At 73.1% G+C, this 23,977-nt stretch carries 23 protein-coding genes and 2 pseudogenes; 16 read left to right on the forward strand and 9 right to left on the reverse strand.

The features are described 5' to 3' along the window. Positions 1-20: 20 nt before the first annotated feature. From ACE7GA_RS03390 to ACE7GA_RS03425, 8 genes are all read left to right on the forward strand, one after another. Positions 21-1,898, forward strand: a complete 1,878-nt coding sequence (locus ACE7GA_RS03390) for a methyl-accepting chemotaxis protein (RefSeq protein WP_376095631.1) — start codon at positions 21-23, stop codon at positions 1,896-1,898. 115 nt (positions 1,899-2,013) lie between these two features. Beyond that, on the forward strand, positions 2,014-2,298 hold the full coding sequence (locus tag ACE7GA_RS03395; protein WP_376095634.1) for an STAS domain-containing protein: 285 nt from the start codon (positions 2,014-2,016) through the stop codon (positions 2,296-2,298). Continuing rightward, positions 2,295-2,675, forward strand: a complete 381-nt coding sequence (locus ACE7GA_RS03400; protein WP_376095637.1) for a response regulator — start codon at positions 2,295-2,297, stop codon at positions 2,673-2,675. The genes ACE7GA_RS03395 and ACE7GA_RS03400 overlap by 4 nt, the downstream gene beginning before the upstream one ends. Positions 2,676-2,682: 7 nt before the next feature. Then, complete coding sequence (locus tag ACE7GA_RS03405; protein WP_376095640.1) at positions 2,683-4,818, forward strand: chemotaxis protein CheA; 2,136 nt, start codon at positions 2,683-2,685, stop codon at positions 4,816-4,818. A 2-nt stretch (positions 4,819-4,820) separates the two neighbouring features. Then, a complete protein-coding gene (locus ACE7GA_RS03410; RefSeq protein WP_376095643.1) occupies positions 4,821-5,282 on the forward strand; it encodes a chemotaxis protein CheW in 462 nt (153 codons plus the stop codon). Then, on the forward strand, positions 5,282-6,142 hold the full coding sequence (locus ACE7GA_RS03415) for a protein-glutamate O-methyltransferase (RefSeq protein WP_376095646.1): 861 nt from the start codon (positions 5,282-5,284) through the stop codon (positions 6,140-6,142). The genes ACE7GA_RS03410 and ACE7GA_RS03415 overlap by 1 nt, the downstream gene beginning before the upstream one ends. Beyond that, positions 6,139-7,161 (forward strand): chemotaxis response regulator protein-glutamate methylesterase, encoded by a 1,023-nt coding sequence (locus ACE7GA_RS03420; RefSeq protein WP_376095649.1) that lies wholly within the window; start codon positions 6,139-6,141, stop codon positions 7,159-7,161. Before ACE7GA_RS03415 ends, ACE7GA_RS03420 begins: the two co-directional genes overlap by 4 nt. Continuing rightward, positions 7,161-7,505, forward strand: coding sequence for a hypothetical protein (locus tag ACE7GA_RS03425; RefSeq protein WP_376095652.1), 345 nt, complete (start codon positions 7,161-7,163; stop codon positions 7,503-7,505). Before ACE7GA_RS03420 ends, ACE7GA_RS03425 begins: the two co-directional genes overlap by 1 nt. Before the next feature lie 295 nt (positions 7,506-7,800). Here the strand turns inward: ACE7GA_RS03425 and ACE7GA_RS03430 are convergent, their stop codons facing one another. The 4 genes and pseudogenes from ACE7GA_RS03430 to ACE7GA_RS03445 all read right to left on the reverse strand — a co-directional run. Continuing rightward, on the reverse strand, positions 7,801-8,196 hold the full coding sequence (locus ACE7GA_RS03430; RefSeq protein WP_376095655.1) for a MerR family DNA-binding protein: 396 nt from the start codon (positions 8,194-8,196) through the stop codon (positions 7,801-7,803). Next, complete coding sequence (locus tag ACE7GA_RS03435) at positions 8,193-8,855, reverse strand: HAD-IC family P-type ATPase (RefSeq protein WP_376100077.1); 663 nt, start codon at positions 8,853-8,855, stop codon at positions 8,193-8,195. Before ACE7GA_RS03435 ends, ACE7GA_RS03430 begins: the two co-directional genes overlap by 4 nt. Before the next feature lie 98 nt (positions 8,856-8,953). After that, positions 8,954-9,814, reverse strand: a pseudogene (locus tag ACE7GA_RS03440) (HAD-IC family P-type ATPase); the annotation flags it as partial. Positions 9,815-10,271: 457 nt separating this feature from the next. Then, positions 10,272-10,544 (reverse strand): annotated as a pseudogene (locus ACE7GA_RS03445) (heavy-metal-associated domain-containing protein); the annotation flags it as partial. Between the two features lie 50 nt (positions 10,545-10,594). Between ACE7GA_RS03445 and ACE7GA_RS03450 the strand changes: the two are divergent. Next, positions 10,595-11,542 (forward strand): Bug family tripartite tricarboxylate transporter substrate binding protein, encoded by a 948-nt coding sequence (locus ACE7GA_RS03450; protein WP_376095658.1) that lies wholly within the window; start codon positions 10,595-10,597, stop codon positions 11,540-11,542. A 4-nt stretch (positions 11,543-11,546) separates the two neighbouring features. Beyond that, positions 11,547-13,190 (forward strand): gamma-glutamyltransferase, encoded by a 1,644-nt coding sequence (ggt, locus tag ACE7GA_RS03455; protein ID WP_376095661.1) that lies wholly within the window; start codon positions 11,547-11,549, stop codon positions 13,188-13,190. 9 nt (positions 13,191-13,199) lie between these two features. Here the strand turns inward: ggt and ACE7GA_RS03460 are convergent, their stop codons facing one another. From ACE7GA_RS03460 to ACE7GA_RS03480, 5 genes are all read right to left on the reverse strand, one after another. Continuing rightward, positions 13,200-14,213 (reverse strand): DUF2891 domain-containing protein, encoded by a 1,014-nt coding sequence (locus tag ACE7GA_RS03460; protein WP_376095664.1) that lies wholly within the window; start codon positions 14,211-14,213, stop codon positions 13,200-13,202. Positions 14,214-14,229: 16 nt separating this feature from the next. Continuing rightward, positions 14,230-14,541 (reverse strand): HU family DNA-binding protein, encoded by a 312-nt coding sequence (locus ACE7GA_RS03465; protein WP_376095667.1) that lies wholly within the window; start codon positions 14,539-14,541, stop codon positions 14,230-14,232. A gap of 199 nt (positions 14,542-14,740) precedes the next feature. Further along, positions 14,741-16,060 (reverse strand): aminotransferase class III-fold pyridoxal phosphate-dependent enzyme, encoded by a 1,320-nt coding sequence (locus ACE7GA_RS03470; protein ID WP_376095670.1) that lies wholly within the window; start codon positions 16,058-16,060, stop codon positions 14,741-14,743. Next, a complete protein-coding gene (locus ACE7GA_RS03475) occupies positions 16,057-17,334 on the reverse strand; it encodes an NAD(P)/FAD-dependent oxidoreductase (RefSeq protein ID WP_376095673.1) in 1,278 nt (425 codons plus the stop codon). Before ACE7GA_RS03475 ends, ACE7GA_RS03470 begins: the two co-directional genes overlap by 4 nt. Continuing rightward, positions 17,331-18,182 (reverse strand): FCD domain-containing protein, encoded by an 852-nt coding sequence (locus tag ACE7GA_RS03480; RefSeq protein ID WP_376095676.1) that lies wholly within the window; start codon positions 18,180-18,182, stop codon positions 17,331-17,333. Before ACE7GA_RS03480 ends, ACE7GA_RS03475 begins: the two co-directional genes overlap by 4 nt. An 83-nt stretch (positions 18,183-18,265) precedes the next feature. On the opposite strand from ACE7GA_RS03480, the gene ACE7GA_RS03485 reads away from it, so the two are divergent. The 6 genes from ACE7GA_RS03485 to ACE7GA_RS03510 are packed head-to-tail and all read left to right on the forward strand — an operon-like array spanning position 18,266 to position 23,945. Further along, the gene (locus ACE7GA_RS03485) at positions 18,266-19,816 is read left to right on the forward strand and encodes an ABC transporter substrate-binding protein (protein ID WP_376095679.1); all 1,551 of its coding nucleotides are present in this window, start codon (positions 18,266-18,268) and stop codon (positions 19,814-19,816) included. Next, on the forward strand, positions 19,816-20,760 hold the full coding sequence (locus ACE7GA_RS03490) for an ABC transporter permease (protein WP_376095682.1): 945 nt from the start codon (positions 19,816-19,818) through the stop codon (positions 20,758-20,760). The genes ACE7GA_RS03485 and ACE7GA_RS03490 overlap by 1 nt, the downstream gene beginning before the upstream one ends. Next, positions 20,757-21,584 carry an ABC transporter permease gene (locus tag ACE7GA_RS03495; RefSeq protein WP_376095685.1) on the forward strand — a complete coding sequence of 276 codons (828 nt, stop codon included), beginning with the start codon at positions 20,757-20,759 and terminating at the stop codon, positions 21,582-21,584. The genes ACE7GA_RS03490 and ACE7GA_RS03495 overlap by 4 nt, the downstream gene beginning before the upstream one ends. Beyond that, positions 21,581-23,182, forward strand: a complete 1,602-nt coding sequence (locus tag ACE7GA_RS03500) for a dipeptide ABC transporter ATP-binding protein (RefSeq protein WP_376095688.1) — start codon at positions 21,581-21,583, stop codon at positions 23,180-23,182. Before ACE7GA_RS03495 ends, ACE7GA_RS03500 begins: the two co-directional genes overlap by 4 nt. Next, positions 23,179-23,376, forward strand: a complete 198-nt coding sequence (locus tag ACE7GA_RS03505) for a hypothetical protein (RefSeq protein ID WP_376095691.1) — start codon at positions 23,179-23,181, stop codon at positions 23,374-23,376. The genes ACE7GA_RS03500 and ACE7GA_RS03505 overlap by 4 nt, the downstream gene beginning before the upstream one ends. Next, positions 23,367-23,945 carry an SDR family NAD(P)-dependent oxidoreductase gene (locus ACE7GA_RS03510; protein ID WP_376095694.1) on the forward strand — a complete coding sequence of 193 codons (579 nt, stop codon included), beginning with the start codon at positions 23,367-23,369 and terminating at the stop codon, positions 23,943-23,945. Before ACE7GA_RS03505 ends, ACE7GA_RS03510 begins: the two co-directional genes overlap by 10 nt. Positions 23,946-23,977 lie beyond the last annotated feature (32 nt).

Consider the following 23,977-nt stretch of genomic DNA (forward strand, 5'->3'; position numbering starts at 1 on the left):
AACAGCCTTTGGAACCACCGATGCGCCTGACCAACATCCGGACCGCCCGCAAACTCGCGCTTTGCTTTGCCGCGATCTTCCTCACCGTCGCCGGCGTCGGCGCCTACGGGGCCGCGCAGCTCCGCACCCTCGAAGTGCTGAACCGCGACGCACAGGTTGCCGTCGAGGCGAAGGAGATCCTGGCCGAGATTCTGCTCTCCGTCATGACGCAGCAGAACGCCGTTCGCGGCTACCTCCTCACCGGAACGCCCTCCTTCGTCGCGACCTATCGGGAGGATGAGGCCGCGCGCGCCGCGCGGGAAGCACGCCACCTCTCGCTGACCGTCGATCCCGGCCAGCGTGACAGGATGGGGCAGGTTTCGGCCCTGATCGCCGAATGGCGGCGCGAATCGCTTGACCGTCAGGTGGCCCTCGGCGCCGATCAGGCGAACCGGCAAGCGGTTCTCGGCCTCGTCACCGGACGCTACGTCGGACGCATCCGGGCAATCCTGACGGAGATGGGCGCCCAGGCGGACCGGGAGGCGGACGCGCGCGACGCAGCCCACCAGCAGGCCACGCTGCGTGCGGCGGCCGTCCTGGGTGCCGGCGCCGCGATGGTCGCCCTGCTCTCGGGCCTCGCGGCCTGGTGGCTCCGGCGCAGCATCGCCCGGCCGTTGCAGGATATCTCCGGTGCCATGGTCGCCATCGCGGGTGGCGCACTGGACACCCCAGTGCCGCACGCCGACCGTCGCGACGAGGTCGGGACCATCAGCGGCGCCCTCCTCGCCTTCCGCGACGCCGCGCGCGACGCGGCCAACCTCCGCGCCGAGGCCGCAACGGCCTCCGCGCGTGAGGAGGACGCGCGCCGTTCCGCCGAGTCGCGTCGCACCGAGGCCGCTGCCGCACAGGCCGAGGTGGTGCGGGTCCTTGCCGACGGCCTGCGCAGCGTGGCCGAGGGCGACCTGGCCTGCCGCCTGCAGGAGCCGCTGGCGCCCGAGTACGAGTCACTTCGCCTGGACTTCAACCGCGCAATCGACCAACTGGGAGACGCGCTCCGCGCCATCAGCGACGGCGCATCCGCGCTGCGTACCGGCGTCGCCGAGATCACGCGGGCGACGGAGGAACTGTCCCACCGCACCGAGACCGGCGCCGCCAGCCTCCAGGAAACAGCCGCCGCCCTCGAGGAGATCACCGCGACCGTCCAGGCCACCGCGCAGGGCGCGAGCAAGGCGCGCGACGCCGCACGCCTCGCGCAGGAAAGCGCGACAGGCTCGAAGGAAGTCGTCGGCCGCGCCGTCCAGGCGATGCAGGACATCGAGCGGAGCTCCCTCCAGATCGGTCAGATCATCGGCGTCATCGACGAGATCGCCTTCCAGACGAATCTCCTCGCCCTCAACGCCGGGGTGGAGGCGGCGCGGGCGGGCGACGCGGGGCGCGGCTTCGCCGTCGTCGCGACGGAGGTGCGCGCGCTGGCCCAACGCTCGGCGGAGGCCGCGCGCGAGATCAAGGCGCTCGTCGCCGCCGCTCGGGACAGCGTTACCACGGGCGTCGTCCTCGTCGGCGAGACGGGGGAGGCGCTTGGACGTATCGTCCACGAGATCGCCGAGGTCAGCCAAGGCGTCGTCGGGATCTCCACCGCGACGGCCGAGCAGGCCCGCGGGATGGCCGAGATCAATGCGGCGATCGGCCAGATGGACGGCGTGACGCAGCAGAACGCCGCGATGGTGGGTGAATCGAGTGCGGCGGCGCAGGCGCTGGCCGCCCAGGCCGCGGCCCTGACGGAACTGACGGCGCGCTTCCGCCTGTCGCATCACCCGGAACCGCGTCGCACCGTGCCGCACGCCCCGCGCACGACGGGTACCGATCGGGGCACGCGGCTTCCGACGCCTGCCCCGGCCGCAACGCGCCAGCGCGCCTGAACGGCCGCGCCTCTTCGCGCATCGGGCGTGCCCGTCAGGCCCAATGCGCAGCGCGGCAACAATCCCTTCACGCAGTTCGGCCAGACTGCGCGGACCCCATCGGAGACCCGCTCGCATGCGAAGCGACGCGACGCCACCGCCCTTCTCCCTTCCCGCGGTGCTCGATACCCGGACGGCGGTGCCGCTACGGGATGCCCTCCTGGCGCGTCGTGGGGAGGTCCTGACCCTCGATGGAAGCGAGGTGACGCGCCTCGGCGGCCTCTGCCTCGAAGTCCTGCTCTCCGCCCGCCGCACATGGGCCGACGACGCGATGCCGTTCCGCCTCGCGAACCCGTCCGATGCCCTGGCCGAAGGCCTGGCAATCTTCGGCGCCACTAACCTGCTCGGAGGTGAGGCATGAGCCTGCGCGTCCTCACCGTGGATGACAGCCGCACGATGCGGGACATGCTGCGCATCGCCCTCTCGGGACACGGCTTCACGGTGACGCAGGCCGTGGACGGCCTCGACGGGCTGGATGTCCTCCGCGGCGAATGCGGCCGCGGCGAGGGCCCCGACGTCATCGTCACGGACATCAACATGCCTCGCCTCGATGGCTTCGGCTTCATCGAAGCTGTCCGCGCCGACGCGGCGCATCAGGGCCGCCCGATCCTCGTCCTGACGACGGAGGCCGACGCTGCGAAGAAGGCGCGCGCCCGCGCCGCAGGCGCCACCGGCTGGATCGTGAAGCCCTTCGAGCCAGCTACCCTCGCCGCCGCCATCCGGCGCGTCGCGGCCTGAGGCGCCGATGGAAGACGTCACCGACATCCGCGCCACCTTCTTCGGCGAATGCGAGGAAGGCTTGCTGGCCCTGGAACAGGGCCTCGGCGCGCTCGGCGTGGGCGAGGCGGACGGCGATACCGTCCACGCCGTGTTCCGCGCCGTCCATTCGATCAAGGGCGGCGCCGGCGCCTTCGGCCTGACCGATCTCGTCACCTTCGCCCATGGCTTCGAGACGCTGCTGGACGAACTCCGCAGCGGCCGGCTGCCGGCGGACGATGGCCTGATCCGCGTGCTGCTCTCCGCCGCCGACGTGCTCTCCGACCTCGTCGCCGCTGCACGGGACGGCGGCGTGGCCGACGCGGCACGGGTCGAGGCGGCGTCGGCGGCGCTGCGGGCGAAGCTGCCCGGAACCATCGCTGATCCTGCCCCGGTCCCCGATGCCGCCGACGATCTCGGCTTCCAACCCGTGCCACTGATGCTGGGTGCCCTGCCGACGCCGGCGCTCACCGTCCACTTCCGCCCCCACGCCGCTCTCTACGCCCGCGGCAACGAGGCCGGCCTGATCCTTCGCGAGCTTGCGCGCCTCGGCACGCTCGACGTGACCCTGGACGCCGCTGGCGTCCGGCCGCTCGATACCCTCGACCTGGAGGAGCCGCGCCTGCGCTGGACGCTCCGCCTGCGCGGCGCCGAGGAGGACCAAGTCCGCGCCGCCTTCGAATGGGTCGAGGGCGATTGCGACCTGGCCATTGCGCCAGAGGTGCCCGCCGAGGAACCGGCCGCAGACAGGGCTGCGGGACCGGGAGGCGACGCCGACATCTCCGGCCTGCTGGCCCGCCTGCTCGGACAAGTCGCACCGGCCGATGCTCCACCACCAGCGTCGCGCGCCCCGTCGCGGCCCGCCATCGAGGTCGCGGCCACCGGTGACAGCGCGTCCAAGGCCGCGGACGCGTCCTCCGCGACGATCCGGGTGGACCTGGACCGCGTCGATCGCCTCGTGGATCTCGTCGGGGAACTCGTGATCCACGGTGCCACCCTGTCCCAGCGCGCGTCCGAGGCCGGCGCCACCCGCGGTGGCCTGGACGACCTGGAGCGGCTGACGCGCGACCTCCAGGACAGCGTCATGGCCATTCGCGCCCAGCCGGTCCGCGCCGTCTTCCAGCGCATGCCGCGCCTCGTGCGGGAAGTCGCCTCGCGCACCGGCAAGCGTGTCCGCCTGGTCACCGAGGGCGAGGGGACGGAGGTGGACCGCACGGTCATCGAGCGCCTCGGCGAGCCGCTCACCCACATGATCCGTAACGCCGTGGACCACGGCCTCGAAGCGCCGGAGGAACGCCTCCGCGCGGGCAAGCCGGCCGAGGGCACGCTGCGCCTCGCCGCGAGCCATCGTTCCGGGCGGATCATCATCGAGGTTGCCGACGACGGCGCGGGGATCCACCGGGCTCGCGTGCGGCAGCGGGCCGTCGAACGTGGCCTCATCCCCCCCGATGCGGCCCTGACGGACGAGGAGGTGGACAACCTCATCTTCCTCCCCGGCTTCTCGACCGCGGAAACGGTGTCGGACATCTCCGGTCGCGGCGTCGGGATGGACGTGGTGAAGCGCGGCGTCCAGGCGCTCGGCGGCCGCATCGCGATCGCGTCCCGGCCTGGGGCGGGCTCCACCTTCACGCTCTCCCTGCCGCTGACGCTGGCCGTGCTCGACGGCATGGTCATCGAGGCAGCGGGCCAGACCCTCGTCCTGCCGATCTCCGCAATCCTCGAGACGCTGCAGCCCAAGCCGGCGGACCTGCGCGTCCTCGGCAAGGGAACCCCGCTGCTCGTCAACCGCGGCGCCTTCGTGCCGATCGTGGACGTCGGCCGCGCCCTCGGGTTCCGGGACGCGCCGCTGGACCCCACCCAGGGCATCGTCCTGCTGGTCGAGGCGGAGGGCGGCCGGCGTGCCGCGCTGCTCGCCGACCGGATCCAGGGCGGCCGCCAGGTCGTCATCAAGAGCCTGGAGGCGAACTACCGCGCAGTCCCGGGGATCTCCGCCGCGACGATCCTCGGCGACGGCCGCGTCGCGCTGATCCTCGATGCCGACGCGCTCGCCACCAGCGCCCCCGCGGGGGGCCTCACACCCGTCTTGGGGGAGGAGCCGCGGCAACTCGTCCCGATGGAGGCATGACGATGACCGAGAACCAGAAGGCGGACCATCCAGGCCGCGAGCTCATCACTTTTCGGGTCGGCGAGGGCGAGTTCGGTCTCGACGTCATGTCGGTGCGCGAGATCCGGGGCTGGACGCCCGCGACCCCCGTCCCCGGCTCCCCACCCTTCGTGCGCGGGGTCATCAACCTGCGGGGCCAGGTGCTTCCGATCCTCGACCTCGCCGCCCGCCTCGGCCTCCCGCCCGCCGATCCCGGCGCGCGCCATGTCACGATCGTCACGCGGATCGGTGGGCAGACGATCGGCTTGCTCGTGGACGCCGTCAGCGACATCCTTTCCGTGGCGGAGGAAGCGGTCCAGCCGACGCCGGAGGCCGCGAGCGAGGGGGTGCGCGCGCTCGTCCGCGGGCTGCTCGCGCTGGAAGGCAGGATGGTCGGCATCGTAGCGCTCGACCGCCTGCTGCCCAAGGTTGCAGAGGCCGCGTGATGACCGCCGCGCCGGCCCTCGTCGCCGGGGAATACGCCTTCACGCCGCGCGACTTCGACCGCATCGCGGCGATGCTGCGCGCCGATGCGGGGATCGCATTGACCGAAGGGAAGGCCGCGCTGGTCTATTCGCGGCTTGCGAAGCGCCTGCGCAGCCTCGGCCTACCCGATTTCTCCTCCTACTGCACGCTTCTGGAGCGCGATCCCGGCGGCGCCGAGCGGCGAGAGATGCTCGCGTCCCTCACGACGAACGTCACGCGCTTCCTCCGCGAACCGCACCATTTCGAGCAGATCGTGCGGGACGTCCTCCCCCCGCTCGCCGAGGCGGCGCGGCGCGGCCAGCGGGTGCGCCTCTGGTCGGCCGGCTGCTCGACAGGGGAGGAACCCTATACCCTCGCCCTCTCGGTCCTCGAGGCCATGCCCGACGCGGCCAACCACGACCTCCGCATCCTCGCCACCGACATTGACCCGGTGGTGCTGGAGACGGCGCGGAAGGCGACCTATTCCGAGGACGCGCTCGCCCCCGTCGCCCCCCACCTCCGCACCCGTTTCTTCGAGCCGGCGGGCCCGGGCCAGCTCCGCGCCCGCCCAGCGCTGCGCGACCTCGTCGCCTTCCGCGAACTCAACCTGAACGCGTCGAGCTGGCCGCTGCGCCAGCGCTACGCCGCGATCCTCTGCCGCAACGTCGCGATCTACTTCGATGAACCGACGCAGGCACGGCTCTGGTCGCGCTTCGCCGAGGTCGCAACGCCCGGCGCCTGGCTCTTCATCGGCCATTCGGAACGCGTCGTCGGCCCCGCCGCCGCGCGCTGGCGCAGCTCCGGCCTGACGAGCTACCGACTGGCCGGGGGGACTCCATGACCGCCATCCGCGTCGTCGTCGTGGACGATAGTGCGACGATGCGTGCTCTCATCGCCGCGACGCTGCGCCGCGATCCGGACCTTCAGGTCGTCGCCGAGGCCGCCGATCCCTTCGAGGCACGCGCCGCGATCAAGGCGCACGATCCCCACGTCGTGACGCTCGATGTCGAGATGCCCGGGATGAACGGCCTCGATTTCCTGGAGCGCATCATGCGCCTGCGACCGATGCCCGTGGTGATGGTGTCATCCCTCACCCAGGCCGGGGCGGAGGCGACGGTGCAGGCCCTGGCCATCGGTGCGGTGGACTGCGTTGCCAAACCCGATTCCAGCGGCCGCGGCTTCGCGGATCTTCCGGCGCGGGTCCGCGCCGCCGCCGGCGCCCGCGTCGGACAGCGCTGGGCGCCGCCGGCACCCGTGCCCGGTCCCTTCGGCAGCGAACGCCGTCTCATCGCGATCGGCGCTTCCACGGGCGGAGTGGAAGCGTTGCACGTCGTGCTCGGCGCTCTCCCGGCCGACGCGCCGCCCGTCATCGTCACGCAGCACATGCCCGCGAACTTCCTCTCCGCCTTCGCAGCGCGGCTGAACCGCCACTGCGCCATGACCGTCCTGTCGGCGGAAGACGGGCTGCCGATCCGCCCAGGCCAGGTCTACGTCGCCGGCGGCGGGTATCACCTGGAGGTCACGGGCAGCCGCGACTGGCGCTGCCGCACCGTCGAGGGCCCGCCCGTGAACGGCCACCGCCCCAGCGTGGACGTCATGCTCCAATCCGCCGCACGGGCCGCCGGGGCGCGCGGCATCGGCGTCATCCTCACCGGCATGGGCAAGGACGGGGCGGCGGGGCTGCTCGCGATGCGTCGCGCCGGCGCGCGCACCCTCGCGCAGGACGAGGCGACGAGCGTCGTCCACGGCATGCCGCGCGTCGCCTGGGAAATCGGCGCGGCGGAACGCCTGCGCCCGCTCAACGCCATCGCCCGAGACATCCTCGACCTCTGCCGCGCCCGCCTGCCGGAGACCGCGTGATGGCGACCCTGCCCCTCACGCAGGTCCTCGGCGCCCTCGCGGCCGAAGCAGGCCTTCTCTCCGACTTCGCAGCCCGCGCGGCTGCGGCCCTGTCGCGGTCGCTCGACGGGCCCGCCGGCCTCGAGATGCCCGACCTGCTCCGCGATGCCCAGGCGCTCGACGCGCTGGAGCAGCACGTGGCTGGGCTCCGCGTCTGCCTTGAATCGCTCGCCCGATCCGCACCAGCGGATGTCACGCTCGACGTGTCGTGCGCGATCAGTGCCTTGCCGCTGGCAGCACAGGCCGCGCGGCTATCGGGGCGCGGCGGCACGGCGGCATCCGATCCTGGCCTGGAACTCTTCTGACCCCCGGACCACCCTGCACGATACGAAAGCGAGTCGTGCCGGTCATGAAACCCAGTCGCCCGCGCCGACCAGGCGGCAGGCGGATGTCAGCCCGGTTCCCCGCACCGGAGGTCCGACAACCCGATCCCGCGGAGCAGAAGGACGCGCGCCCGCATGGGTCGCACTGGCTGACGGCGCGCCGCGCGGATCGGACCCGGCGCAGGCCGCTGCCGCGGGGCGTGCAGACCGACGCCGGCCACCGCCAGGGCGCGACCGCCGGACACATCCGACATCGCGGCGCCGACGGCGCCGCGCGTCAGGATGCCGAACGGGCCAGTTCCTCCAGGATGGGACAATCCGGCCGCGCATCACCCTGGCAATGCGCGGCAAGGTGCCGCAGCGAATTCGCCATCGCCCGCAGCGCGTCGGCCTGCGCATCCAACTCCTCGACCTGCGCCGCCGCCAGACTTTTCACCTCCGCGCTCGGCCGGCCCCGGTCCTGCCAAAGCGCGAGCAGCCCGCGGATCCGCTCCACCCCGAAGCCGAGCGACCGCGCCCGCGCGATGAAGCGGATCGTCGCGAGGTCAGACCCGTCGTAGCGCCGGTACCCGTTCCCCGCGCGCGCTGCCCCGGGCAGCAGCCCGGACCGTTCCCAGGTCCGGATCGCCTTGGCCGAGACGCCGGCGACCCGCGCGGCTTCCCCGATCGTCACGCCACCGCCCCCGCCCGCCGAAGACGCAGCGCGTTCCCGACGACACACACGGAGGAGAGCCCCATCGCCGCGGCCGCCAGCATCGGCGACAGCAGCCCGAACGCCGCGACGGGGATGAGCAGCGCGTTGTATCCGAAGGCCCAGCCGAGATTCTGCCGGATGTTCCGCAGCGTCGCGCGCGACAGCGCCACCGCCGTCGCGACGCCCGTCAGGTCTCCGCGCATCAGCACAACCTCCGCGCTCTCGATCGCGATGTCCGTGCCCGAACCCAGTGCGACGCCGACATCCGCAGCCGCCAGCGCCGGCGCGTCGTTGATCCCGTCGCCGACGAAGGCGACGGCACGGCCACCTTCCTTCAGCCGCCGCACCGCCTCCACCTTTCCCTCGGGCCGAACCTCCGCGACGACCTCCTCGATCCCGAGCGGCCGCGCGATCGCCTCCGCCGTCCGGCGGTGGTCTCCGGTCACCATCGCGACCGTCAGCCCCATCCCGCGCAGCGCCTTCACGGCCCGCGGCGTGGTCGCCCGCACCGGGTCGGAGACGGCCAGCAGCGCCGCAAGCCGCCCATCCAGCGCGGCGTAGAGCGGCGTCCGTCCCTCCTCCGCCAGCCGCGACGCCTCCGCCGCGAAGGGTGCGACATCCAGTCCGAGCGAGCCCATGAACCGGTCCGCCCCGACCTCCACGCGCCGCCCCGCGCCCCCGCGTCCCGCACGGTCGCGCGGACACCGCCTCCCACGACCGCCTCGAAGGTTTCCGCGGCCGGCACGGCCAGACCCCGAGCCGCCGCGCCGTCCCGGATCGCGCGGGCGATCGGATGCTCCGACAGCGCCTCCGCCGCCGCGACGAGCGGAAGGATCTCGGCCTCGGTCATCCCCGCCGCGGGAACCACCGCGGTGAGTGCCGGGTGGCCCTCCGTCAGCGTCCCCGTCTTGTCCACCGCGATCACCGCCGCGCCGCCCATCTTCTGCAGAGCCGCGCCGCGCCGGAATAGCACGCCGAGCTCCGCCGCCCGCCCCGTGCCGACCATGATGGACACCGGCGTCGCAAGCCCCATGGCGCAGGGGCAGGCGATGATCAGCACCGCGACGGAGGCCGTCAGCGCCGTCGCCACGCCCCCGCCCGCGACGATCCAGCCGACGAAGGTCGACGCGGCCAGCCCCATCACCACCGGCACGAACCACATCGTCACCCGGTCCACCAACGCCTGGATCGGCAACTTGGACGCCTGCGCGTCCTCCACCATCCGCGCGATCCGCGCGAGCGTGGTATCCGCCCCGACCGCCGTCGCGCGCACCCGCAGCGCCCCCGTCCCGTTCACCGTGCCGCCCGTGACTGGCGCGCCCGCCGCCTTTTCCACCGGCATCGGCTCGCCCGTCACCATGCTCTCGTTCACGGCCGAGGAACCGTCCAGCACCGCCCCATCCGTCGGAATCCGCTCCCCCGGCCGGATCACCAGAACGTCGCCGATACGGAGTTCCGCCGCCGGCACCTCCACCTCCGCGCCATCCCGCTCCACCCGCGCCACCGGCGGCGCGAGTTCCATCAGGCGCCGGATCGCGGCGGAGGCCTGCCCGCGCGCCCGCGCCTCCAGCCAACGGCCGACCAGCACGAGCGCCATGATGACGCCGCCGCCGCCTCGAAATAGACGTACCGGCCCCCTCCGGCACGAGCGACGGCGCCAGCAACACCACGACCGACCAGCCCCAGCCCGCCGCCGTCCCGATCGCGACGAGCGAGTTCATCTCCGGCGCCGCCCGCAACAGGGCGGGCCAGCCGATCCGGTGGAAGCGCCAGCCCGGCCCGAACAGCGCCGCCGTCGCCAGCACGGCCTGCACCCAGCGCCAGGCCGCGTCGCCGATCGTGGCGCCCACCGCGTGGTGGACCGCGGGAAACAGGTGCCCGCCCATCTCGATCAGCAGAAGCGGCGCGGCCAGCACAAGGGCGATGCCGGCGTCACGCTTGAGCCCGGCCTCTTCCGCGGGGGCGGCGGGCCGGGCGTGGGGATCCGCCGCGGCGGCGTCGGCCCCGTGATGGTGGGGCGGCGGACCGGGCGGCTCCGGCACCGTGTACCCAGCGCGCTCCACCGCCGCCCGCAGCGCGGCGAGACCGGCGCTACCCGTGACCGTCGCGCGGTTCGTCGCGAGGTTCACCGACGCTTCCGCCACCCCCGGCACCTTGGCCAGTGCCCGCTCCACGCGCCCGACGCAGGAAGCGCACGTCATCCCCTCCACGGGGAAGCTCAGGGGGGCGGTGCGGGACGGGATCGTGTCCATGCGGGGGGATATGGGTGCTTGCCCCGGGGAAAGGTCAAAGCCCCCCGGCTTCCGCTGCCGCCGGCCCCGGCGCATCGTGCCGCGGGGGGGGAGCGAGGGGAACGATGCCGGTCATCACGCGACGCATGGCAGGAATGCTGGCCCTGACGGCCCTGCCGCTCCCCGCGCCGGCGCAGGACGCCCGCGGCCCACTGCGCCTCATCGTCCCGCAACCCCCGGGCGGCGCCGCTGATTTCATCGCCCGCATCCTGGCCGACGGCATGGGCCGCGAACTCGGCCAGGCGGTCGTTGTGGAGAACAGGGGCGGCGCCAACGGCACCATCGCGGTCAACGCCCTGAAGGCCTCCCGCAACGACGGCACGGCCGTGCTGCTTGGCGGCGTCTCCCTCTTCGCCTTCAACCCGAGCCTCTACTCCAACCTGCCCTACGACCCGTTCCGCGACTTCACCTACGTCGCGCCGGTCGTCGACACGGTCCTCGTCCTCGTCGCGAACCCGCGCCTCGGCGTCGGCACCCTCGCCGACCTCATGGACCGCGCCCGTGCCCAGCCCGAGCGCCTGACCTACGCCAGCGTCGGCATCGGCAACTCCACGCACTTGGCAATGGAGATGATCACGGGCACGGCGGGCGTGCGGATGACGCACGTCCCGTTCACCGGCTCCACCCCCGCCGTGACGAGCGTCCTGACGGCCCAAACCGACTGCATGGTGATCCCCTTGCAGACCGTCATCCCACATATCGGCACAGGCGCCCTGGTCCCGCTCGCCGTGATGAACAGCGGCCGCGTCGCGACGATGCCCGACGTCCCGGCGCTGCGCGAAACCGGCTTTGAGAGTCTCGCCATGCCCGGCTGGTACGCCCTCGTCGGCCCCGCCGGGATGCCGGACGCCGTGACGGAGCGCCTGAACGCCGCGGTGCGCGCCACCGTCATGAACCCCGACGCCGCGCGCCGCCTGCGCGAACAGGCGCTGGAACCCATGACCGCCACCGCCGCGGAAGTCCGCCGCGCCGTCGAGACGGACAGCGCGAACTGGGGCGCCTTCATCCGCCGCACGAACCTGAAGGTCGAGTAGCCCGATGCCCCGCCCGCCCCGCCGCCTCCCCGCCCCCGCCGCCATGATCACCGCCCCGCAGCCCGAGGCGGTGGAGGCCGGCACGGACGTCCTCCGCGCCGGGGGCAACGCGCTGGACGCGGTCATCGCCTGCGCGCTGACCCAGGGCGTCGTGGATCCCATGATGTGCGGCCTCGGCGGCCTCGGCGTGCTGCACGTGCACGACCCGCGCACCGGCAAGCAGACCGTCCTCGACGGCCTCTCCGTCTCCCCCGCCGCGGCGCGGGAGGACATGTGGGCCGCCGACTTCCTCCGCGAATGCCCCGATGGCTTCGGCCACGTCATCCGCGGCCACGCCAACGAACTGGGCCACGAGGCGGTCACCGCGCCGGGCGTCCTCCGCATCCTCGGCGACGCCCACGCCCGCTGGGGCCGCCGCCCCTGGGCCTCGCTCCTCGACCCCGCGATCGGCCACGCCGATGGCGGCTGGACCGTCCGCCCCCACGTCGCGGCGATGTTCGCGCTGGACGAGGCCGCCTATGGCCGCCTGCCCTACCTCGCGAAACTCTCCTTCACCGAGGACGGCAAGCGCCTCTACGTCCGCCCCGATGGCGCCCCGAAGCGCCTGGGCGAGCGCGTCCATAACCCCGACCTCGCCGCGACCCTCCGCCTCGTCGCCACGGAGGGCGCGGACACCCTCTACACCGGCGAACTGGCCCGCCGCATCGTCGCGGAGATCGAGCGCGGTGGCGGCCTCCTCACCGCCGCCGACCTCGCGGGATACCGCGCCGAGGAACGCACCCCGATCCGCCTGGACTACCGCGGCTTCACCATCGCTACGCCCCCGCCGCCCGCCGGCGGGATCATGATCGCGCAGATCCTCCGCATCCTCTCGCGCTTCGACCTCACCGCGCTCGGCCACAACACCGCGGCCTACGTCGCGACGGTCGCCGAGGCGATGAAGGTCGCGGGCCGCGACAAGGATCGCCACGTCGGCGACCCGCGCTTCGTGACGACGCCGCTCGACCACCTCCTCTCCGACGCCTATGCGGACGAACGCGCCGCCGCCATCCGTGCCGGCGAGCGCATCCCCCTCCCTCGCGTCGGCCCTCATGCGAACGCCGAAGCGAAGGAAACGACGACCGTCTCCTGCGTCGATGCGGACGGGATGGTCGTCTCCCTCACCCACACGCTCGGCCTGCCCTCCGGCGTCATCCCGCCCGGCACGGGCACGATGCTGAATGGCGGGATGAACTCCTACGACCCGCGACCCGGCCGCGCCGCCTCCATCGGCCCGGGCAAGCGCCGCTTCTCCACCATGTCCCCGACCATCGTGCTGGACGGCGCGCAGCCCGTCGCGACCCTCGGCGCGCCGGGCGGCGCCTGGATCACCGTCGCGATCGCGCAGGTGCTGCTGAACATGCTGGACTGGGGCATGGGCGTGCAGGAAGCGATCTCCGCCCCCCGCTTCTCCGCGACCTCCGACGCGATCGACATCTCCAATCGTGTCCCGCGTGCCGTCGAGCGCGAACTGGCCGGGATGGGCTACGAGGTTCGACGCTCCCCCGTGCCCTATGCCTTCGCTGGCGTGCACGGCATCACGATGTGGGACGGCGTCCTCGAAGGCGGCGCCGACCCGCAGCGCGACGGGCTGGCCGCGGGAACCTGACTAGCGGCGTCAGGCCTCCAGCGCGAGCACCGCGAAGGTCGCGAGCCAATGCTCGCCCATGTATTCCCCCGCGACATGGGACAGCGACGCGGCGAGATGCGCCTCCGCCGCCGACAACATCGCCGCGCGCCGCGGATCCGTCTCCGGCAACGCCGCCGCGAGCGCCCGCCAGCACCACGCGCGCGACAGGTTCAGCCCATCGAGGTGCGCGATCTTCCCATCGCTCCGATCCGACACGCGCACGGGCCGGAACAGCACCTCCGGCCGCCCCGACCCGACCTCTGGCAGGAAGCGGTCGAACCACGGCAGGAAGGCATCGGCCGGCAGCAGCCGCCGCATGCACTCCGCCTCGATCAGCGCCGGCGAGAGGAAAGCGTCGCCATCGGGCTCGCCCCAGGCCGGGCAGGCCTCGTCGCCCGCATAGAGCCGGCGCGCTGCCGCCACGAAGGCATCGAATTGTCCGGCATCACCCACCGCCTCGGCGTAATCCGCCGCGAGACGCAGCACGAAGGCGGTATTCCCATGCGTGCCCGCCCGCACCGGATAGGTCGCGAGCGGCAGGAAGTCCCGGAAGCGCCCCGCGATCAGGTCGGCCAGCGGCCGCAACGCGGCCGCGGCATCGTCATCCACCCCGCGCAGTTCCGCCGCCAGCGCCAGCAGCCAGGCCCAGCCATAGGGCCGCTCGAACCCTCGCGCGCCGGGACGGGAGAAGGTGTGGACCTCGCCGCCGATACGGTCGGGCGTCAGCGTCTCCGCGAACAGCGCCCGGACCGCCACCGCGCAAGGCATGGCCGGCGCCCGCCGCAGCAGCCGCGCCAGCATCCAGTAGCCGTGAACGCAGGAATGCCAGTCGAAGGAGCCGTGGAAGGCCGGATGCGCCTCCCGCGGCGTCCGCACGTCCTCCGGCCCGGAGAACACCCAGCCCGGCTTGTGCGGATACTCCCGCCGGACGTGCCCGAGGGCGATGCCCGCGAGCCGCTCGGCGAGGTCAGGGGCGAGGCGCGCGCCGGAACCCGGTGTCACGCGCCCCGCAACCCGTTCAGCCCTTGGCCTTCGCCCGGGCCGCCTTCTTCACGCCCTTGAAGGCCGCTTCCTTCAGGGACGGGCTGGCCTTGAACTTCACCGTGGCGCCGGCCTTGACCTGCACCTTCTCACCCGTCTTCGGGTTCATCGCGGTGCGCTTCGGCGTCTCGCGGACGGCGAAGGACCCGAACTCCGGCAGGGAGAAGCGGCCGGTCGAGATGATCTCCTTCTTGATGGCCTCGACGATGCCGGAGGCGAGGCGGCCAGCGGCCACGCCCTTCAGCTCGGAGTTCTCCTGGATGACCTGCGTCAGAAAGCGCTTCGACATGGGACTGCGTGACCTCCTCGATGGGCCGCTCGGAACATCCCCCGTTCCGGACCCGTGATTCGCCTCCCCTAGATCGCGTTCGTCGCGCTGCCAAGACGGGCTTTCGCGGAAAGCCGACCGGGACTGGAAAGATGCCGGGGGACGGTGAGCCGATGCAACAGCCCGCAGCGACGTTCCGGACGGCTTCGGCCGTCGGCGGTCAGGCCGTCTCCGCCAGCGCCCGTCGGATGACCTCCGCCGTCTGCGCGACCTGCGAGTCCGTCACGATCAGCGGCGGCGACAGCACGAGCATGTCCCCCGCCGCGCGCACCAGCACGCTGTCCGCCAGGCACCGATCCGCCGCCTCCGCCCCGCGCGCGCCCGCCGCCCCGTCCCGCGGCACCAGGTCCACCGCCGCCAGCAGCCCGATCACCCGGACATCCGTCACGTGCGGCGCACCTTGCAGGGACAGCATCGCCTCCGCGAAGGCCGGCGCCACGCGCGCGCCCGCCGCGAACAGCCCATCCCCCTCGTAGGCGTCGAGTGCCGCCATCCCCGCCGCGCAGGCCAGCGGATGCGCGGAATAGGTGTAGCCGTGCATCAGTTCCGGCGCCCCGCGCGGCCCCGTCATGAAGGCGTCCCAGACGCGCTCCGTCACGAGCGTGGCCCCCATCGGCACCGCCCCGTTCGTCAGCCCCTTGGCCATCGTCATGACGTCCGGCGTCACGCCCAGCGCCTGCGCCGCCGTGCAGGCACCGAGCCGCCCGAAGCCTGTGATGACCTCGTCGAAGATCAGCAGGATGCCGTGCCGGTCGCAGGTCGCGCGCAGCGCTTCCAGGTAGCCGACAGGCGGCGGATAGACGCCGCCCGACCCCGTCACCGGCTCCACGATCACCGCCGCGACCGTCGCGGGATCCTGCACCGCCAGCAGGTCCTCCAGCGCCGCCGAGAAGCGCCCGCCCTCCACCGGCAGCCCGCGCAGGAAGCGCTGAGCCGGATCATAGGGCAGCGGCAGGTGGTACACGTCGGGCAGCAGCGGCCCGAAATCCCGCTTGTGCCGCCCGATCCCCCCCACCGAGAGCCCGCCGAAGGCCACCCCGTGATAGGCCTTGGCCCGCCCGATGAACTTGACCCGCCCCGCATCGCCCCGCGCCCGGTGGTAGGCGCGCGCTATCTTCAGCGCCGTATCCACCGCCTCCGACCCCGAATTGCTGAAAAAGGCCCGGTGCATCACCGGCACCGCTTCCAGCAGCCGCCGCGCGAAGGCAAAGGCCAGGGGATGCGACATCCGGAACGACGAGACGAAGTCCAGCTTCCCCGCTGCCTCCCGGATCGCCGCAGTGACGCGCGGGTTCCCGTGGCCTGCATTCACGCACCACAGCCCCGCCATCATGTCGAGCACGCGCCGCCCGTCCGGCGTGACGTAGTGCATGCCCTCCGCGCCCTCGAACAGCACGGGCGCATCGTGGAAGGCGCGGTTCGCGGTGAACGGCAGCCAGAAGCCCTCTTCCGGCTGCGGCGCGTTGGGGATGTGGTTCATGCGGCTCGTTCCAGGGCGTCGCGCGCCCGAAGGTAAAGGCTTCCCACCGCGGCATAGACGGTGCGGAAGGGATGCAGCGGGATGGGACGCAGCGGCGTCGGCGGCACCACGGCGAGGTCGCGCGGATCGGCCCCCGTCAGCATCTCCGCCAGGATGGGCCCGGAGGCCGTGCACCAGGCCACGCCCTTGCCGTTGCACTGGATGATCGCGTGCACGCCCTCGGCCAGTTCGAACAGCCGCGGCAGCCGATCCATCGTCACCGACACGCGCCCGCCCCACCAATAGGCCGGCGCCGCATGGGCAAGCGGCGGATAGAGCCGCCCCTTCATCCGCTCCACCGTCCCGAAGGACCGCGGCCCGCGCGGCGCCCGGATCGTCCCCTTGCCGCCCACCACCAGCCGCCCGTCACGGTCGCGCCGCCAGTACCGCAGCACGCGCCGTGTGTCGGACACGGCCTGCAACCCCGGCAGCACGTCCGTCGCCGGCGACAGCGGGTCCGTCGCCGTCTGGAAGGACCAGACAGGCATGACGGTCGTCGGAAGCCCTGGCCACCCGCCCTGCCCGTTCGTCGCGATCAGCACGCGTCGCGCGCGGACCGACCCCGTCGCCGTCTCCAGCCGCCAATCCCGCCCATCCGGCCGGATCGCCGTGACGCGCGCCGGCGCCTGCACCCGTGCCCCTGCCGCCATCGCAGCCCGCGCCAGCCCGCGCGCGAGCGACAGGGGCTGCACCGTCCCCCCGCGTTCATCGAGCCAGCCGCCGAGATACCCTTCGGCGCCCGTCATCGCGCGGACCTCCTCGGCGGATAGCCACCGCACCGGCGCCCCGCGCTCCGCCCAGGCCCGGTGCCGCTGCCGCCCTTCCTCCAGCGCCGAGGGATTGTCCGCGACCTGGATCCACCCCGTCCGCTCCGCATCGCAGCGGATGCCGTGGCGCTGGATCAGCGCGAAGGTCACGTCGGCATCCGACGACCCTTGCGCGTGGAGACGCCGCCCCGTCGCCTCCCCGTACTCGCGCACGAGGTCCGAAACGTAGTGACGCAGCCCCGGGATGACCTGCCCGCCATTCGCCCCCGAAGCCCCGGCCCCCGGCGCCTCGGCCTCCAGCACCGTCACCGCGACGCCGCGCTCCGCGAGCGCCAGCGCAGTGGACAGCCCCGTGTAGCCCCCGCCGACGATCGCGACCTCCGCTTCCGACGCGCCCTCCGGCGGCGTCAGCGCCGGCGCCGGTTCCGCCGTCTCCGCCCAGAGGCTCCGCTGCGCCGGCACCGTCACGGCCCTGCCCTCTCGATATGTGCCGCCAGCAACTCCGCCGCGCGCGACGCCTTCCCGTCCTCGACCGCATCCAGCACGGCGAGGTGTTCCCGGCAGGTCAGGTGCGCCTCCCCCACGTCGAAGCGCCAGCCGTAGTTCCGCAGCCGCCGGAGCCCGTTCTGGTGTTCCACCGCCGCGACGAAGAACCGGTTCCCCGCCCCGCGCGCGAGGCCGAGGTGGAAGGCTGCGTTCATTTCGAAGAACGGCACGGCATCGGTGCGCCGGAAGGGCCGCGCCAGCACGGCGGCATGCGCCGCCCGCATTTCGCGCACGAAGCCCGGGTCGAGCCGATAACGGGGCTCCAGCAACGCCGCGGGCTCGAGCACGAGCCGAAAGCGGTGCGCGGCCGCGCGGTCGGACTCCGAGGCCAGCGGTTCCGCGAAGCGCCATCCCTGCGCCCGTTCCCGCTCGACGACGCCCATCGCGTGCAGCCGCGACAACGCGCGCGAGACCGTCCCGCGCGCCGCGCCGTAGCGCCGGATCACGTCGGCCTCCGTCACGTGGTCCGGCAGCCTGCCCTCGGCATGGTCGCGTGCGATCGTCGCGATCAGCGCCTCCTCCGGCACGGGGTCCGGTTCCGGCAGGGGCCGCGCGGGGTCGCGCAGGACCGTCGCGCGCCCGCGCCGCTCCGTGATCCCCGCCTCCGCCAGCAACCGAAGCGCCGCCCGCAGCGGGGTCCGGGACACCGCGAGACGCGCCGCCAGCGGCGCCTCCGCCACCGGAGTCCCGGCCGAGGCCCCCTCCGCCAGCCACAGCGCGCGGGCGGCGCGGGCCAGATCGTGATGCAGGTTCGTCGCGGAAGCAGGCATGATGCCCCTTGCCCTTACCGCCATTCCGGTATTCCGTGCAAACGGAGAACCGAACGTGGTTCCCGCCCCGGAGGAGACCGACGATGCTCGCCCGCCTTGCCCTCACCGCTGCAACGCTGGGCGCCTTGGCCCTCGCCGCGATCCCCGCCACGGCCCAGGACCTCCTCCGCGTCCGCCTCAACGCCGACATCCGGGGCACCGAGCCCGGCACCAACCGCGACGCCAACACCGACGGCCTGCACTGGCACGTCGTCGAGGGCCTCGTCGCGCTGCGCGCCGACTCCACGGTCGGCCCCATGCTGGCCGAGCGCATCGACGTGTCGGAGGATGGCCGCACCTACACCTTCCCGCTGCGGCAGGGCGTCCGCTTCCACAACGGCCAGCCCCTCACCGCCGCCGACGTCGTCGCCTCGATCGAGCGCTACCGCCGCCGCGACGTGAACTGGCGCTGCCGCGCCGACCTCGATTCCGACGTGACCCGCGTCACCGCCGTCGAGGCGCCGGATGACCGCACCGTCGTCATCCGCCTCGAAAAGCCCTCCGCGCTGTTCCTCACGACGCTCGCGCGGACGGATTGCGGCCAGACCGGCATCTATCACCGCGACAGCCTCAACCCCGACGGCACCTGGCGCACCCCGATCGGCACCGGCCCCTTCCGCATGGGCGAATGGCGCCGCGGCCAGTTCGTGGAGCTCACCCGCAACCCCGACTACGCTGCTCTGCCCGGTGATCCCGACGGCATGGCCGGCAACAAGACCGCGTCCGTCGAACGGATCCGCTTCGTCCTGATCCCCGACGAGGCCGCCGCCCGCGCCGCGCTGCTCGCCGGCAACGTGGACCTGCTGCCCGACGCGCGCACGCGCGACCTGCAGGACCTCCGCGCGCGGGGGATGACGATCTCCTCCCACCCCTCGATGGACCTACAGGCCATTCTGTTCCAGACGCGCGACCCGCTGCTGCAGGACGTGCGGATCCGCCGCGCCATCGCAATGGCACTCGACGTTCCGGAGATCGTCCGCGCCGTCACGGAGGGCCAGTCCCGCGCCTCCCGCTCCCCCATCCCGCCCGCCTCCGGCTTCAACACCCCGGCGATGCTGGAGGTCCCCGCCCGCGACCTGGACGGCGCGCGCCGCCTGCTGCGCGAGGCCGGCTACAACGGCCAGCCCCTGAAGATCATCACGACACGCCGCTACGAGGCCTTCTACGAGATCGCCGTCGTCGCCCAGGACATGCTGAAGGAAGCCGGCATCAACGCGGAGATCGAGGTCCTGGAATGGGCCACGCAGCTCGACCGCTACAACGCCGGCACCTACCAGATGATGTCCTTCGGCTATTCCGCTCGCCTCGACCCCTCCCTTTCCTACGAGATGTTCACGGGTCCCAAGGCGACGCAGACCCGCAAGCTCTGGGACAGCCCGGAGGTCCAGGCGATCCTCGAAGCCACGATGAGCGAGCCGAACCCGGACCGCCGCCGCGCCGCCTTCGTCGACCTGCACCGCCGCCTCATGGAGGACGTGCCGATGATCGCCCTCTACTCCTCCGTCACCCACGGCGCGTCGCGGCCGAACGTGCAGGGCTACCGCTCCTGGTCCGTGGACGCGCCGCGTCTCTGGGGCGTGCGGCTGGCCCGCTAATGGCGGGCTACGTCCTCCGCCGCGTCCTCGTCGCGCTGCCGACGCTCTTCCTGGTAGCCGCAGCGGTCTTCTTCCTGATCCGGATGATCCCGGGCGACCCGGCGCAACTGCTGCTGGGCGATGCCGGGACGCCGGAGGCCGTCGCCGACCTCCGCGCCTCCCTTGGCCTCGACCGCCCGCTGCCCGTGCAGTTCCTGATCTGGCTCGAACGCGTCGCCTCCGGCGACCTCGGCCGCTCCATCGGCAACGGCGAGGAAGTCGGCCCCCTCATCCTCGATCGTTTCGGCGTCACCGCCGCGATCGTCATCGTGGCCGTGACGCTCGCCGCCCTCATCGCCGTCCCGCTCGGCATGTTCGCCGCCTGGCGCCAGAACTCCGCCGGCGACGTGGCCGCGGTCGCCTTCGCGACCTTCATGCTCTCCATCCCCTCATTCTGGCTCGGCCTCATCCTCCTGCTGGTCTTCGGCCTGCGCCTGGGATGGGTACCCGTCGTCGGCTACGTCCCGTTCAGCGAGGACTTCGGCGCCGCGCTGCGTTACGTCATCCTCCCCATCGCCACCCTCGCCCTCATCGAGACCGGCGTCCTCATCCGCATGGCCCGCGCCTCCGCCGTCGAGGTCCTGCGCCTCGACTACGTCGCGCATGCCCGCGCCAAGGGCGTGCCGGAAGGCAGCGTCCTCGCCCGCCACGTCTTTCCCAACGCCTTCGCACCCACGCTCACGCTCATCGGCCTCGTCCTCGGCAACCTGCTCGGCGGCATCGCCGTCATCGAGACCGTCTTCACCCTCCCCGGCCTCGGCCGCCTCCTCGTGGACGCCATCTTCGCCCGTGACTACCCCGTCGTGCAGGGCGTCATGCTCTTCGTCGCCGTTCTCTACGTTCTGGTGAACCTCGCCGTGGACCTGCTCTACCCCGTCTTCGACCCCCGGGTTACGGCCGGGTGAGGCGCCTCCTCCGCCCCAACCTGCTGATCGGCGGCACGCTCCTCTCCTTGGTGATCGGCGTCGCGATCACCGCGCTGGCCTGGACACCCTACGACCCCACGCGCAACAACCTGCGCCGCCGCCTGCGTCCGCCCGGGGAGGAGTTCCTCCTCGGCACCGACGAGTTTGGCCGCGACATCGCCTCCCGCCTCATGGCCGGCGCCGTCACGTCGCTCACCGTCGCCGCCACGACCGTCCTCGTCGCCCTCACCCTCGGCATCGCGATCGGCCTCGCCGGCGGCTTCCTCCGCGGCTGGACGGACCGCATCCTCGGCGCGCTGAACGACACGCTGCTGGCCTTCCCCGGCATCCTCCTCGCCCTCGGTCTGCTGTCCGTTCTCGGCCCCTCCCGCTGGGGCATCGTCCTCGCCCTCGGCCTGGCCTATGCGCCGACCGTCGCCCGCGTCGTCCGCGGCTCCGTCCTCTCGATCCGCGAGCGCGAATTCGTCGAGGCCTCGCGCGCCCTCGGCAATTCCGAAACCTACACGCTCCTCCGCCACGTCCTTCCGCACACCGCGGCGCCCGTGACGGTGCTCGCGACCTCCCTCTTCGGCTGGATCATCCTGTCGGAAAGCGCGCTCTCCTTCCTTGGCCTCGGCGTCCCCCCGCCCGCCGCGACCTGGGGTAACATGCTCGCGGCCGGCCGCCCCTTCATGGAACAGGCACCGGTCCTGTCCATTGCGCCGGGCGCCATGATCGCCGCCTGCCTCCTCGGCACGAACCTCCTGGGCGACGCGCTGCGCGACCTGCTCGACCCTCGCGACGGATCGGGGGACGGCACGTGACACCCGTGCTGCAGGTGGACCGCCTCTCCATCCGCGCCGGCACGCGCCGCGTGGTCGAGGACGTCTCCTTCACCGTCGCCCCCGGCGAGGCCCTCGCCCTCGTCGGCGAGAGCGGATCCGGCAAGAGCGCGACGGCCCGCGCCGTCATCGGCCTGCTCCCCCCGGGCCTCCGCCGCGACGGCGGGCGTGTCGAGCTGCTGGGCGAGGACCTGACCGCCGCTCCCGCCTCCCGCCTAATGGCCCTCCGCGGCCCCGGGATCGGCATGGTGTTCCAGGAACCCATGACCTCGCTCAACCCGGCCCTCACCGTCGGCGCGCAGATGGAGGAAGGCCTCGCCCTCCACACCCGTATGTCCCGCGCCGAGCGCCGCGACGCGATGGTCGCGATGCTCGAACGCGTGGGCATCGCCGACCCCGCCCACCGCCTCTCCGCCTACCCCCACGAGTTCTCCGGCGGCATGCGCCAGCGGATCATGCTGGCCTCCGTCATGCTGCTGCGCCCGCGCCTGCTGATCGCCGACGAACCCACGACCGCCCTCGACACGCTGACGCAGCGGGAAGTCCTGGACCTCATGCTCTCCCTCGCCCGCGAACGCGGCAGCTCCGTCCTCCTCATCACCCACGACCTCGGCCTCGTCGCCCGCTACGCCGGCCGCGCCGTCGTCATGCAATCGGGGCGCGTCGTCGAGGAAGGCGAGGCCGTCCCGCTCCTCCGCGCCCCGCGCCAGGCCTATACCCGCGCCCTCGTGGACGCCCTCCCCCGCCGCGGCCCGCCCCGCCCGCCGCGCCTGTCCGACGCCCCGCTGATCGAGGCGCGCGACCTCTCCGTCACCTATCCCGGGCGCGGGACCCTCTTCCGCCGCGCCGCCCCGAACCACGCCGTGGACCGCGTCTCCCTCGCCGTCCACCCAGGCGAGGTCGTCGCCCTCGTCGGCGGCTCCGGCTCCGGCAAGACGACCCTCGGCCGCGCGATGCTGCGCCTGACGCCCACCGCCGGCGGAACGCTCCACTTCCGCGGGCAGGACGTGACCCACCGCACCGGCCCCGCCCTCCTCCCTTTCCGCCTGGCCTGCGGCATCGTCTTCCAGGACCCCTATTCCTCCCTCGACCCGCGCATGCGCGTCCGCGACATCGTCGCCGAGGCCCTGCGCCTCCCCGGCGACCTGCCGCCCCGCGACCGCCTCCGCCGCGCCGACACGATGCTCGACGAAGTCGGCCTCTCCGGCCTCGGCGGCCGCTTCCCGCACGCCCTCTCCGGCGGCCAGCGCCAGCGCGTCGCCATCGCCCGCGCCTTGGTTCGCGACCCCGCCTTCGTCGTGGCGGACGAGGCCGTCAGCGCCCTCGACGCCACCGTCCGCAAGCAGGTCCTGACCCTGCTGCGGGAAGAACAGCGCCGCCGCGGCTTCGCCTGCCTCTTCGTCACCCACGACCTCGCGGTGGTCGAGGAGATCGCCGATCGCATCGTCGTCATGCAGCACGGCCGTATCGTCGAGGAGGGCCCGCGCGACACCGTCCTCGACGCGCCGTCGCACGACTACACCCGTGCACTGCTGGACGCCGCGCCACGCCTGCCCGACCGCCTCGAACCCGTCGCGTGACCGCGCACGCCCTCTTCGACCTCACGGGACACCGCGCCCTCGTCGTCGGCGCCTCCGGCGCGCTCGGCGCCCACTTCGCGCACGTGCTGCACGCGGCCGGCGCGCGCGTGGCCCTCGCCGCGCGTCGCCTCGACCGCATGGCGGAACTCGCGGGGCACTGGGCGACGGTGCCACCGCCGTCGCGATGGACCTGACCGACCCGGATTCCATCCACGCCGGCTACGACGCGGCCGAGACCGGCCTGGGCGGTCCCGCCGATATCCTCGTCAATGGCGCCGGCATCGCCGTCACGAAGCCGTTGCTGAACCAATCGCCCGAGGACTGGGACGCCGTCCTCTCCGCCAACCTCCGCGGCCCGTTCCTCGTCGCGACGGAAGGCGCGCGCCGCCTCGTCGCCGCGGGCCTTCCCGGCGCCATCGTCAACGTCGCCTCGATCCTCGGCGAGCGGATCATCCCCGGCGTCGCCGGCTACACGGCGTCGAAGGCCGGGCTGATCCACCTCACGCGCCAGATGGCCGTGGAACTCGCGCGCCACCGCATCCGCGTGAATGCCCTCGCGCCGGGCTACGTCGCGACCGACATCAACGCGGACTACTTCGCCTCCGACGCGGGACAGGGGATGATCCGCCGCATCCCCCAGCGCCGCCTTGGCCAGCCCGGGGACCTCACCGGCCCTCTCCTGCTTCTCGTCTCCGAAGCCGGCGCGCACATGACCGGCACGACCCTCGTCGTGGACGGCGGCCACTCCATCGGCCCTCTGTGACGCGGGACGGCATGGGTCTCGCAGGGCGCGAG

The organism is Roseomonas sp. CCTCC AB2023176 (assembly GCF_042259275.1).
GTDB lineage: Bacteria > Pseudomonadota > Alphaproteobacteria > Acetobacterales > Acetobacteraceae > Roseomonas.